The 11850-nt window shown below is 47.9% G+C and carries 13 protein-coding genes; 4 read left to right on the top strand and 9 right to left on the bottom strand.

What is annotated here, in order from left to right; all coding sequences use genetic code 11:
- Nucleotides 1–92: 92 nt before the first annotated feature.
- Nucleotides 93–1820 (top strand): phosphate ABC transporter substrate-binding/OmpA family protein, encoded by a 1728-nt coding sequence (locus NNX04_RS09050; protein ID WP_261948206.1) that lies wholly within the window; start codon nucleotides 93–95, stop codon nucleotides 1818–1820.
- 57 nt (nucleotides 1821–1877) lie between these two features.
- On the opposite strand, the gene NNX04_RS09045 is transcribed toward NNX04_RS09050, so the two are convergent.
- The 4 genes from NNX04_RS09045 to purE all read right to left on the bottom strand — a co-directional run bounded on the left by NNX04_RS09045 (nucleotide 1878) and on the right by purE (nucleotide 5802).
- On the bottom strand, nucleotides 1878–3383 hold the full coding sequence (locus tag NNX04_RS09045) for a methyl-accepting chemotaxis protein (RefSeq protein WP_261948205.1): 1506 nt from the start codon (nucleotides 3381–3383) through the stop codon (nucleotides 1878–1880).
- A 129-nt stretch (nucleotides 3384–3512) separates the two neighbouring features.
- Complete coding sequence (locus NNX04_RS09040; protein WP_225318444.1) at nucleotides 3513–3890, bottom strand: hypothetical protein; 378 nt, start codon at nucleotides 3888–3890, stop codon at nucleotides 3513–3515.
- 265 nt (nucleotides 3891–4155) lie between these two features.
- The gene (purK, locus tag NNX04_RS09035) at nucleotides 4156–5232 is read right to left on the bottom strand and encodes a 5-(carboxyamino)imidazole ribonucleotide synthase (RefSeq protein WP_261948204.1); all 1077 of its coding nucleotides are present in this window, start codon (nucleotides 5230–5232) and stop codon (nucleotides 4156–4158) included.
- 78 nt (nucleotides 5233–5310) lie between these two features.
- The gene (gene purE / locus NNX04_RS09030; RefSeq protein WP_007643312.1) at nucleotides 5311–5802 is read right to left on the bottom strand and encodes a 5-(carboxyamino)imidazole ribonucleotide mutase; all 492 of its coding nucleotides are present in this window, start codon (nucleotides 5800–5802) and stop codon (nucleotides 5311–5313) included.
- Between the two features lie 222 nt (nucleotides 5803–6024).
- Here purE and NNX04_RS09025 point away from each other — a divergent pair, with 222 nt between their 5' ends.
- Together NNX04_RS09025 and NNX04_RS09020 are read left to right on the top strand one after the other, a co-directional pair.
- On the top strand, nucleotides 6025–6324 hold the full coding sequence (locus NNX04_RS09025) for an AbrB/MazE/SpoVT family DNA-binding domain-containing protein (protein WP_261948203.1): 300 nt from the start codon (nucleotides 6025–6027) through the stop codon (nucleotides 6322–6324).
- Complete coding sequence (locus NNX04_RS09020) at nucleotides 6305–6700, top strand: type II toxin-antitoxin system VapC family toxin (RefSeq protein WP_261948202.1); 396 nt, start codon at nucleotides 6305–6307, stop codon at nucleotides 6698–6700. The genes NNX04_RS09025 and NNX04_RS09020 overlap by 20 nt, the downstream gene beginning before the upstream one ends.
- A gap of 80 nt (nucleotides 6701–6780) precedes the next feature.
- On the opposite strand, the gene NNX04_RS09015 is transcribed toward NNX04_RS09020, so the two are convergent.
- The 3 genes from NNX04_RS09015 to NNX04_RS09005 all read right to left on the bottom strand — a co-directional run bounded on the left by NNX04_RS09015 (nucleotide 6781) and on the right by NNX04_RS09005 (nucleotide 9380).
- On the bottom strand, nucleotides 6781–7368 hold the full coding sequence (locus NNX04_RS09015; RefSeq protein ID WP_261948201.1) for a DUF1176 domain-containing protein: 588 nt from the start codon (nucleotides 7366–7368) through the stop codon (nucleotides 6781–6783).
- Nucleotides 7352–8314, bottom strand: a complete 963-nt coding sequence (locus tag NNX04_RS09010) for a glycoside hydrolase family 19 protein (RefSeq protein ID WP_261948200.1) — start codon at nucleotides 8312–8314, stop codon at nucleotides 7352–7354. Before NNX04_RS09010 ends, NNX04_RS09015 begins: the two co-directional genes overlap by 17 nt.
- A gap of 127 nt (nucleotides 8315–8441) precedes the next feature.
- Nucleotides 8442–9380, bottom strand: a complete 939-nt coding sequence (locus NNX04_RS09005; protein WP_261948199.1) for a sodium-dependent bicarbonate transport family permease — start codon at nucleotides 9378–9380, stop codon at nucleotides 8442–8444.
- 124 nt (nucleotides 9381–9504) lie between these two features.
- On the opposite strand from NNX04_RS09005, the gene NNX04_RS09000 reads away from it, so the two are divergent.
- Nucleotides 9505–10452: a LysR family transcriptional regulator gene (locus tag NNX04_RS09000; protein ID WP_261948198.1), complete on the top strand. Its 948-nt coding sequence runs from the start codon at nucleotides 9505–9507 to the stop codon at nucleotides 10450–10452.
- A gap of 18 nt (nucleotides 10453–10470) precedes the next feature.
- Here NNX04_RS09000 and NNX04_RS08995 read toward each other — a convergent pair whose 3' ends face one another.
- Both NNX04_RS08995 and NNX04_RS08990 read right to left on the bottom strand, forming a co-directional pair.
- Nucleotides 10471–10776 (bottom strand): putative signal transducing protein, encoded by a 306-nt coding sequence (locus NNX04_RS08995; RefSeq protein ID WP_261948197.1) that lies wholly within the window; start codon nucleotides 10774–10776, stop codon nucleotides 10471–10473.
- A gap of 21 nt (nucleotides 10777–10797) precedes the next feature.
- The gene (locus tag NNX04_RS08990; protein WP_261948196.1) at nucleotides 10798–11832 is read right to left on the bottom strand and encodes an FAD:protein FMN transferase; all 1035 of its coding nucleotides are present in this window, start codon (nucleotides 11830–11832) and stop codon (nucleotides 10798–10800) included.
- Nucleotides 11833–11850 lie beyond the last annotated feature (18 nt).

Raw genomic sequence — 11850 nt, 5'->3', positions numbered from 1 at the left:
CAGATTGCCAATTGAATTGTTATTTGGATTGTCATCTAATTGTCATCTGACATTTCTATAGTGCGCGCTTCCGTAATTGTTAGAGAAGCGCCATGTCCCCCAAATCCCATAAACATATTCATTACAACGTCGCTCTGGTCGATAAATTATGGAATTTGAAGCGGCTGTGTGAAGTGCATTTAAAAATGCATATTCCGCTCAATATGGTATTAAAGGATGAAGAGTACCGCAGTGAGTTGCTGGAAAAGGCGCTCACCGCGAACGACGATGAACTCACCTCGCTGGTGTGGGAAGTGCGCCAACTGGAGGATTCCATCACCTCCGCCTCCCATACTGGCGAACAATTCAAACCTGCCAAAAAAACCAAAAAAGGTATTCGTCTCACACGCCTGACGGCAGTTACCTGTTCACTCCTGTTGGTTCTGGGCGGTTATTTACTGCGCTCATTTTTACCGCTGGATGCCGGCGAAGTATTTGTGATTCAGGCGATTAGTGAAACCCGCATCAAACCCGCCAGCTCTTTAACACAAACTGCTGCGACGGCTAATGGAGTGCTCACGCGGGCAACCACTCCACTATTTCGCGTTCATGGTTCCAATACGGTGGGCGAAAAGTTGGCGCCGCGGTTGGTAGAGTCCTATTTAATGGCCCGTGGCGGCACCAATATTAAAACAGAGCAGGGCAAAACACCGGTGGAAAAAGCCGTTAGTGCCGAAATTAACGGGCGCGTTGAATTTGTAGAAATTCATGCGCATGGCTCCAGCACAGCATTTGCTGATTTGCTTAGCGGCCAAGCGGAATTAGGCATGTCATCGCGGCGGGTAAAAGAGCAGGAGCGCGAATTATTGCTCAGCAAACAAGGCGATCTTACCGAGCCTGGCGCGGAACATATTATTGGTTTGGATGGTTTAGCAATAATTGTGAATAGCAGTAATTCACTGGGTAGTTTGTCCATCCCGCAATTGGTGAAAATATTTTCCGGTGAAATTACTAATTGGTCAGCCTTGGGCGGTGCTGATCGCCCTATTAACCTTTACGCTCGCGATGAAAATTCCGGCACTTGGGATTCGTTTAAAAGCATGGTACTGGAACCATCCAGTGCGAGCATTTCGTTAACGGCCAAGCGCTTTGAATCCAGTACCGAGCTGTCAGACGCGGTGGCAAAAGATGAAGGGGCTATAGGGTTTATCGGTTTACCTTATGTGCGTCGCGCAAAATTATTGGCAATCTCTTCCACCAAAAGTTCCAAGGCGATAGTACCAACCCATTTCACCGTCAGCACTGAGGATTATCCTCTCGCGCGCCGCCTGTATTTTTATTTACCGCAAAAGAGCACCAACAGTGAGGCGGAAGAGTTTGTTCGTTTCAGTGCAACAGAGCGCGGGCAGAGTATCGTAGAGGATATAGGTCTGGTTTCGCAAAATATTAAAACCGGTCAACCCTTTAATAATAATTTTTACCCCGAAGAAATGCGTCAGCTCACCAATCGCTCGCAGAGATTATCAATCAACTTTCGTTTTAAAGATGGCAGTGATGAGTTGGATACCAAGTCCATCAGCGATTTACAGCGGCTAGTGAAATACATGGAAGCTAATTCCCCCAAGCGCGTACAGTTGTTTGGTTTTACTGATGACGAGGGCGCGAGTGAAGAGAATCGCGAATTGTCGTTACGCCGCGCCAAGGTGGTGGAGCAGCAATTGATTGCGCGTGGGATTTATCCACTGGTGGCGCGCGGTATGGGCGATGAGGCGCCGCTGGCAAGCAGTAAAACGGAAGAGGGAAGGCGCATGAATCGCCGTGTGGAAGTGTGGATTTTGTAGGGGGAGCAAATCCCTCCTAACCTCTCTTTTTACAGAGAGCGGTTAGGGGAAACTTGATTATTTAATTTTAAAAAATGCCATCATTTGTTGCAGCTGTAGTGCTTGTCCCGTAAGTTCTTCCGCGGTGGAATAAAGCTCTTCGGCAGAGGACGAGTTTTGTTGGGTAGCAATACTGATTTGCGTAATTGCCTGGGTAATCTGACCCGCCCCCAGATTTTGCTCAGTGCTGGCTGCAGAGATTTCTTGCACCAGATCTGCTGTTTTTTGAATCGCGGGCACTATCTGATCGAGCAATTGCCCCGCGCTTTCCGCCAGATCTACCGAGTGACCTGCTAATTCGCCAATTTCTTTGGCTGCGGTTTGACTGCGTGCGGCGAGTTTGCGCACCTCACTTGCTACTACTGCAAAACCGCGCCCATGTTCACCGGCACGCCCCGCTTCAATCGCCGCATTTAACGCCAGCAAATTGGTCTGGTAGGCGATGTCATCAATCACACTAATTTTTTGCGCAATTTCGCGCATGGCACTTACGGTATTAATTACCGCCGAGCCACCTTGTTGCGCTTCTTTGGCGCTATTGCTGGCAATGCTATCAGTGACTTTGGCGTTGTGACTGTTTTGCTCAATGGATGCACTTATTTCCTCCATAGAAGCGCTGGTCTCCTCAATGCTGGCCGCTTGCTCGGTGGATGCCTGGCTGAGTGATTGCGCTGTTGCACTCAGCTCTTCAGACGCGGAGGAGAGGGAATCAGCCGTGGAGCGTACATCGCCAATAATGCTCGATAATTTATTCACCATTTGCCAGACGGCAAACAGAATGCTGTGCTCGTCGCGCGGTTTTAGTTTCACATCGACCGACAGATCTCCCTGTGCGATGCGATCAATAATCGCAGCGGTGTAATCAGGCTCACCACCTAGTTGTTGAATTAAACTGCGGGTAATCAATAACCCGAGAATAATACTGATGACGATGCTGAAAAAAATTAGCCCGATATTAAACAGAAAAGTTTTTTCATAATTATTTTTGGTGGTTTCATAGGCTTGCGCAGCAACACTGAGTTGCACATCCACCAATTGGTTGAAACGCTCGGAGACGGGTTCAATGCTAGGGTAGAGTTTGTGTAGCACAAACTGATCGAGACGGGTTGCATCTTGCGCAGCAAATATTTCCAATAGTGTTGCAGTGGCTCTGTCTGCTTCGCCTAAGAGCGGCGTCAGTTCACTTACCAATTGTGTTTCTGCTGTCACCAACTCGGTGGCGAGATACGCTTGCCATTGCTCGCGAATAACGGTCTGCGCCTGCTGAACACTCTCGCTACCGCGTTGCCAGTTCATCCCGCCGTTGCGCACTTTGTGCGCCACATCCACGATATTTACCGCATACATATCGGCAATAAGTTTAAGATTTTTTAACGGAATTACCCGATCAAGGTAAACACTGCGCATACCATCATAGGCAGCGCCCATACCTTTAATGCCTAGATAACCAATGATGGTCATTAAGACAATTAAGGTGCTGGCTAATAAGCTTAATCGCAGTGCTACGTTTATTGTTTTGAACATTAGAGGCTCCCTTATTGCGCACCGGTTGGTGTTAACCCTAGTTAGCGCGAGTGCCTTTGTCAAAGAAGGGCACTCGGGGAGTCTTGTATTGCGGCAGTGGAATGGTGTGTGTGGCGAACGCTAGAGAATTTAGTTTTGTTCCAGCAGCCAGCGTTTGGCAGCTTCCACATCGGTAAACAAACGACCATAACCAATGGAGCGGTTGGCGAGAACATCGCGGACAAATTGTGTGGTTTCGCGGGTGCGTGGATTGTTGTCCACCCAGGCAAATGTGTATTTTTTACTAATGCCTACTTTTTTAAACAGTGCGGGGTGATCAAAGGCTTCAGCGGTGGAAACCGAATCAAATAAATATTGCTCTCCGAGCACTTTAAAACATTGGTGATGCTCACAGGCATCCACCACGCTCTGCCACATAAACAGGGCATTTTCATAATTGCCCATGCCGCGCACATTCACATGAATGTATTGCTCATGGTGCGTAATTTTTAGATCGAGATCCGTCAAGCTAAATAACTCCTGGTATTGGTTAAGTTGTAAAACAGTTTTTGCTTTTTAGCGTTAAGTAAATTGAGATATGCATAACACTACATACGTTGCTTGCAGGTGTTTCAGAGCATTATCGAGGCTTTTTGGAGTAGGAATAGTGTTCGCTAGGTAGAAACGGCTGGATACGAACAGAAAACACTGCAAAAACTATCACACTCCAGCGCTGACAAGGTGCAAACATTAACCAAACCTAACAAAAAGCCGGAGCAAGTCCGGCTTTTTGTTAAAGTGCTTCGATTGACTTTAGGCTCCAGTCGATTGCATCGCGGTAGTGGTGTTCCGGTAGTAAATCACCCAGCAGTACCAATGTTTCGCGCACTTCGGTGATGTTGTTACTCACTATATTGATGTGGCCCACCTTGCGACCGGGGCGCACCTCTTTGCCGTACCAGTAGGTGCGCGCACAGGGCAGGTCGCGCCAGGCTGGATTGTAGTCGGTGCCTATGAGGTTGATCATCACATTCTGGCCGACTACTTGTGGCGCCGGTGTCGCCATGCCGGCAACCGCGCGCAGGTGATATTCAAATTGGCTGATACTCGCGCCCGCTTGGGTCCAGTGGCCGGAATTGTGTACGCGTGGCGCCAGTTCATTAATAAGCAACTGATCGCCCACACGGAAGGTTTCCATCGCCATCACACCCACGTAATCGAGGGCGTTCAAAATCTTGCCCAGCATTTCCTCCGCCTGTGTTTGCAACGGTTGCAAGCGCGCCAGTGGTGCAACAGAGGCATAGAGGATGCCGCTTAAATGCAGGTTCAAGGTGAGTGGATAAAACACACAGTTGCCTGCCGCATTGCGCACACCCACCAGCGACACTTCTTCATCAAAGTTGATGGCCTGTTCGGCGATAGCTTCGCCCTGCCAATCCTCGGGCACTTCATCTTCATCGGTGCGCAGCCAATGTTGGCCACGACCATCGTAACCGCCGGTGCGACGTTTCAGCAGCACACGTTCGCCCAGCTGATCGCGCAATTCGTTAGCGGTGATGTCGTTAGCCACATTGCGCCAGGGAGCGGTGGCTATACCCAGTGAATCGATCAGTTCTTTCTGGGTTTTGCGATCAGCCAAACGGCCAAATACATTTTGGTTGATAAAACGCGGGTGTTGGGCGAGGGCATGGGTCACGAGGGTTTCCGGCCATTGCTCGCGTTCAGCGGTGACCAGGTCATCGGCCGCCAGGGCGGGAGCACTGCTTTCATTGATATCCACCGGGCACACGTCCAGCGCCAATGGCATACCGGCGTGTTTGAGCATCGCACCCAATTGGCCTGCACCTAAAACCCAAATTCGTTGACTCATGCCTAACCTCAAAACGCGCTTACGGATTGCAAAAAGAAACTACCGAACATCACCAATTGATTGTTGGTCTCTTGCCTTTTATTGATCTCTTGGATCGGGATTGTCCAACACTGCCTGAGTCTGGTCATGGCGGAATTGTTCGATCTTGATGGCCAGTGCTGGGTCAGTCACCGCCAGAATCTGGCAGGCCAGCAAACCGGCGTTAAACGCGCCCGCCACGCCAATCGCCAGCGTACCTACCGCCACGCCTTTTGGCATTTGTACGATGGAATACAGGCTATCCACACCGCTTAGCGCTTTGCTCTGCACCGGCACACCCAGCACTGGCAGGCGCGTATGCGCTGCCACCATACCTGGCAAATGCGCCGCGCCCCCGGCACCGGCGATAATCACGGCGTAGCCTTGCTCCACCGCGTGTTCAGCAAACTCAGTCAGTTTTTGCGGCGTGCGATGCGCCGACACCACTTCAGTGTGATATTCAACGCCCATTTGCTCCAGTATTTCCACTGCAGCCTGCATAGTGGCCCAATCACTCTTGGAGCCCATAATCACCGCGACTTTTCTTGCCATAGCTATTGCCTGAATCTGAATGAATATTCGCTCAAAAAATGAGCCGGAAACGGAAAAAAGGCGCGCATATTAGCACGATGCTGAGGGGATGCCGAACTCATTCTTTGGTGTGCTTCTTCTAGGTGCTTCATTAGTAGTGGTTAGTATTTAATCTAAAATCCTGTCCTAATTAAACTTTTGTGCCATAATTTTCATTAAATGTCATATTTGGAGGGTTGTGTCATGCTAGCGGTAAAAATGTCAGAAGGTGGAAGGGTAGTCATACCGGCTGAGTTACGTGATCAGCTGCAATTCAAGCAAGGTGATCAATTACTTATGGAGGTTAAAAACGGCGCTTTGGTGGTTACCAGCAAGGCGCAGCGCGTAGCACAAATGCGCGATGAAATCCTCGCGGCCATGCCGCCATTAGAAGCAGGGCGCTCTATGGTAGATGAGTTAATTGCTGAGCGCAGGGCTGAGGCGGCCAAAGAAGAGGCTGAAGCGGGCGAATGGGAGTTGCGTAATGCCCATTTACGTCCTTGATACATCAGCCTTACTCGCGTGGATTCAAGGGGAACCGGGGGGCGATTATGTAGCCAGCCTACTCACCCAAGAGTGCAAATTGAGTGCAGTAAACCTCACCGAACTGGTTACCAAACTGCTCGATAACAACCACACTGCACCGCAAAATCTTGGCCAGCAATTGCGTACCTTGGGAATAGAAATTTGCGTCTTCAATGAGGCACAAGCTATATCCGCAGGCATGTTACGCAAACAAACACGCGCCAAAGGCCTATCACTAGGCGACCGCGCCTGCTTGAGTTTGGCGATGGAGTTACAATCGGTAGTGCTAACGGGCGATAAAGCATGGAAAGAATTAAATTTACCGATAGAGATTGTGGATATTCGGGCGGGGTGAGATTGAGATAAAGTGTTTTAAAAACTTGTATGAACAGCTAATGACTTTTCCTTATCTGCTAGCTCACCCCAACCTATATTTTATTGGATGTTATCTATAAGTGGCCAATCATCGACATAAACACCATCTTCACAATTGGAATCACCGAACACTTTTTCTGGTTTTGGCGAGGACTGAGTAATTACATCCGCAATAGAATAAAACGCACGGTAACCGCATTCTCCCGATCCTGCATACCAATTTTCAAGAACGAGAAAATTTCCTTCAACATAACGATTTCCCCACACGACCGTTTGTGCTTCCAGGTCCCAATTTGTTTCGAATTTTGGCAGAGTTGGGGAAAGAGGTGATATTTTATCGGTATGTAAAAGGTATAAAAGTTTCCCGTCCTGATAGGCGCCCAGTTCGCAAGAAATAGCAAGCAAAGATGTGGAATTGTTAAGTACGCGTATATTCAAAAATCGTTTCGTATTGCCGTCAAATTTTGCAGGGCATTTATCGGAAAAATTAAGCATCCGATTCCAGTCTGTATAAGACATATCGCTCCAATTATGTGTTGCCGTGGACTCCTGTTGCTTTTCGGTAGGTGATTTTGAGGGGCTTTCAGCGCAGGCTGCAAGTGAAAAGCACGCGCCCAGTACAATTAAAGACTTAAACATAATTTGCATACTCATTTCCGGTAATTGCTCTATAAACATTTTTCAATCTTGCTGCCATCAAAAATTCCTCGAATATTACGGCATTTTTTGCTATTTCTTGTGCGTGATCACTGCCGTTAATAATTCTTCTTGATGATATATAATCACATGTTGTGCCAGAGATATATTGCATTAGCCTCGCTCCTGTAAAAAGCCCATCTCGCATTCCTTTGGACATTATTTTGTATGCAATTTCAAACTCTAATGCTTTGTCTGGGTCAATAAATAATTCGTCGCCTATGCCGATTTCTTTGCCAACTTTTTTGTAATTGTATTCCCATGTTATTTGTACAAACCCTCTCCCGTAGTAAACATTTTCTTTTTCTTTACCAGAAACAGGGTCTTTTACTTTAACTGCATCGCCATAGTCTTTTCCGCGTCCCTTGCCAATCTCATTTACTGGTTGCATTTTTATTCCGCATTCACGCTTTACTGTGGCGAGCATGTAAGCAACCCATCTTATATCTGTAAGATCAGTATCAGCAAATATGCGGTTGGTAAGCTTTTTAAGCGCAGCCGAGTTCGATTCAGAAGGGAATTGTTGTCCATACAAAAGCAAAAATCGATCAATATCAATTTTAACTTTTTGGTAAAATGTAGCAGCAGAATTTTCTTTGCCGACAAAATCTGTATTGATGCACGACAGTAATCGTTGGTGTGTATTTTTATTTGGATGTATTAGGCCATCTGGGCGCGAGAATTTTAAGACCTCTTTCTGAAAAAGCTTTATCTGTTCGCATGTTTTTCTTCCGCATAAACCATCAGCAACCACAGTCACTTTGCCTGAATATTTAACCCTGCAGGCATTAAGGAGCCGCTGAACCACCAAAACATCCAGTGGTTTATTGGCTCCATTAAGCCCAACGCTTTTATCAAGCTTGGAAAGATTAATTCTATTTGGATTGCTTAAAAACATAGTTAACTTCCTTGATTTAAATGTGATTTTTACAGCGGACTCAATTTAATCAAAATAAAAAATAAACCGCGAGAACCACATCTCACTCTAATGAGTAATATTAGACCAGTCAAACCTATTTCCGTCCCTACGCTCCCCCAATCACCTCCATCATCTGGTAATAAACCGGAATCCCCACTAACACATTCAACGGAAAGGTCACGCCCAGCGCCGCAAATATCGCGAGACCCACATCCGCTTCTTTAATCGCCGCTTGAATTGCAGCGGGTGCGGCGATGTAAGAGGCGCTGGCGGTGAGTGCAGCGAGTATTAATGTGCTGCCCTGGGGTAAACCTAACGCCATGCCGGCGGCAATACCTATTACGGCCAAACCAAAGGGGGCGATAAGCGCGAAGCTGATTAAGCGCCAGTGTTGTTTTGGGAAGGGATTTAAATGTTGCGATGCACACACGCCCATCTCTAACAAAAATAGCGCGAGCAAGGCTTTGAAGGCGCCGAGAAATAATGGCGCAATATCTTTACTTGCTTCGGGGCCATAGAGGTAACCGATAATTACTCCACCGGTGAGCAAGACTACACCGCGACTGGTGAGCGCTTCATGCCAAATTCCTTTCATGCCGCCGGTGCTGCCGGTGGCTTTTTTGTATAACAGGATCGCCACCACAATCGCGGGTAATTCCAGAAGCACCAAGTACAAGGTGGTTTGTGGGGCGATGCTGAGGTTGTTGGCTTCGGCAAACGCCAGTGCCACCGCAAAAGTCCCCGCACTGGCAGAGCCGTAGTGGGCGGCGATGCTGGCGCTATTGGCAGCGTTAAGCAAAATGAATTTACGCAGTAGGGGGTAGAGCAGCAGGGGGATGGCGATACCCAGCAAAATCACCGTGATCACTTCTGGCAGTAAGTGCCAGCTTACCTGGCCATGCAGCGCCAGCCCGCCTTTAAGGCCAAGGGTCAGCATCAGGAGGATGCTCAAGGTGTCGTAAGCCGCCTTGGGTACTTTAAGGTCGGACTTGGCGAGGCCGGCAAGTACACCGAGCAGGAAAAACATAATGACGATATCGGGCATGGTTCGCTCCACAGCGTGATGACAGTGACGCTATTGTCGCCAAGTTGATTAATTGACGATAATTAATGTTTATACTTATATATATTTACGATTATCTATAGTTATTTAAACCAAGGGCGTGTTTATGAATATTCGCCATCTCACCTTTCGCCTGTTGCAGGTCTATGTCGCTGTGGTGCGCAGCGGTTCCATCTCGCAAGCGGCGCAGCAATTGCACCTCACCCAGCCTACGGTGTCGCTGCAAATCAAACGCTTGAGCGAAGCCGTGGGCGAACCACTATTGGAGCAGTGCGATGGCCGTTATAAACCCACCTTTGTTGGCAATGAGCTGCACCACGCGGCACTGGATGCATTGACGCGCTTTGAGGATTTTGATGGATTTTTAACCGATGCCGCGCGCGGCAATAAAGGCCATTTCAGCATTGGGGTGGTGACTACCGCGCAGTATGTATTGCCGCGTTTGCTCAGCCCCTATGCGCAGCAATATCCGGCGGTGGATGTGACGTTTAATATCGGCAATCGCGGCAGTGTATTGCAGCGCTTTGAAAATCAGTTGGACGATTTGTATTTATTCAGTCATCCACCTACGGGTGATCATGTTGTCAGTCGCCGTTTTTTACGCAACCCGCTGGTATTGATTGCCCCCATTCATCATTGGGCGGCGCAAAGGGATGACGTAGATTTTGCAGAGTTAGTTGATGAACGTTTTTTAATGCGCGAGCCGGGTAGTGCAACGCGGATGGTGTTTGAAAATTTTCTGCGTGAACAGAATTTCCAGTTACACAACACCATGCAAATTGAAAGCAATGAAGTGATTCGAATGAGTGTGGAAAATGGTTTGGGTTTGGCGGTATTGTCCGAGCATACATTGGCGCAATCACAAGCGCGCGTGGCGAAAATTAAACTCCACAATTTTCCGCTGCACAGTCACTGGTATTTGGTGCAACACGGCGATCGCCGCTTACCAGTTACCGCCCATAATTTTATTGAATTTATGAGTGCGCATTTGCGTGAATGGGTGGAGGAGAAATATATCGGCCCTGATATGGTGGGGTTAACCTCTGGGGAGTAATACTGCTTTGGTCAGCTGTTATATTTTCTCCGTTTGGCAATTCCAACAGGTCTCAAAAGCAGCGTCGTTTTGTTCATTGCATTGTGCACATTGCCATTCCGGTGCTGTGGGCGTGTTAAACGCATTGGACAGAATATTGATGGCTTGTTCGTAGGTGGTATCGTCCACCACCCACAGTTCCGGCCAGGTATCAAAGGGCGATATTTCGCCAATGGCGCCCGAGGAAAATTCATTTTTCCACACCACACGAATTCCGGCTTGTTCGAGAATGTTCTGCGCATTACCAACTAGAAAACGGTTTTCGTGGGTGTAGACGAGTTTCATGCTGAAGAATCCTGTTGGCTATTAAGGGTTTTTAAAACTAATTCCGCTCATTGTTTTCAGTGCATCCGATTCAGTTTCAATCAGCTGGTCGCCTTCCTGATCGATAAACAATACCGCAAGATTTTGTGCGTTAGCTACTTTCAAACCTTCGCGGCTACCCAAGCAGGAAAATGCGGTGGACCAGGCGTCGCCCAGTGTGGCATCAGAGTGGAGAATGGTGACAGACACCGTGTTGTGTTCAACGGGTTTGCCACTGCGCGCATCCAGAATATGGCTGTAGCGTTTGCCATTGTCATCAAAAAAGTGACGATAGGTTCCCGAGCTGATCAGTGACATGGGTTCACCGGAATCGAAGCTCACAATTTTATGCATTTTGCGCTCATTGGGCAGGGGTTTTTCCAGTGCAATACGCCATGCTTCGCCGTCGGTTTTTTTACCTTGAATTTTTAATTCGCCACCGATTTCCACCAGATAATTTTGTACGCCGAATTGCTCCAGAATTTTTACCATGCGTTCAACTGCATAACCCTGACCGATGGAAGAAACATCGATACGCAAATTGGGAAGTTGTTTGCGCAACTGTGTAGTGTTGACGGTTTCCAAATTATCCAAACCGATGCTGGCGAGCGCCACACCTAATGCATCTTCACTCGGCGGTGTGAATACATCATTTTTAAAACCCCATAAATCAAACAGCGGTTTGATGGTGAGATCGTAACAGCCATTGCTGGCGCGATGCACAGTGCGTGCGATTTCAACCAGCTCCACCAATTCGGCATCCACGGTTTGGGCCTCGGTAGTTTTTTGCGCGTTAAATTGTTCAATCACCGAATCATCGCGGTAGTTAGACAATACCTTATCCATGCGCGCCAGTTCTTCGCTGATGGCAGTTTCAATTTTCTCCACTGGCAGATTGCTGTCGGCGGGTAATTCAAAGGTAAGGTTGTAGGTTGTGCCCTGTGCAAAACCTTCAATTTTGCTCATTTCGGGTTTAGGGCTGCAGCTGATGATAAAAAAACTGGTCGCAAGCAGTGCGAGCTGGGGGATAAAACGCATAGTCATAAATCCGGTAGT

The sequence above is a fragment of the Cellvibrio sp. QJXJ genome (assembly GCF_024452345.1).
Classification (GTDB): domain Bacteria; phylum Pseudomonadota; class Gammaproteobacteria; order Pseudomonadales; family Cellvibrionaceae; genus Cellvibrio.
The sequence above is the reverse complement of the archived record's forward strand: the minus strand, read 5'-3'. Positions and strand labels throughout refer to the sequence as shown.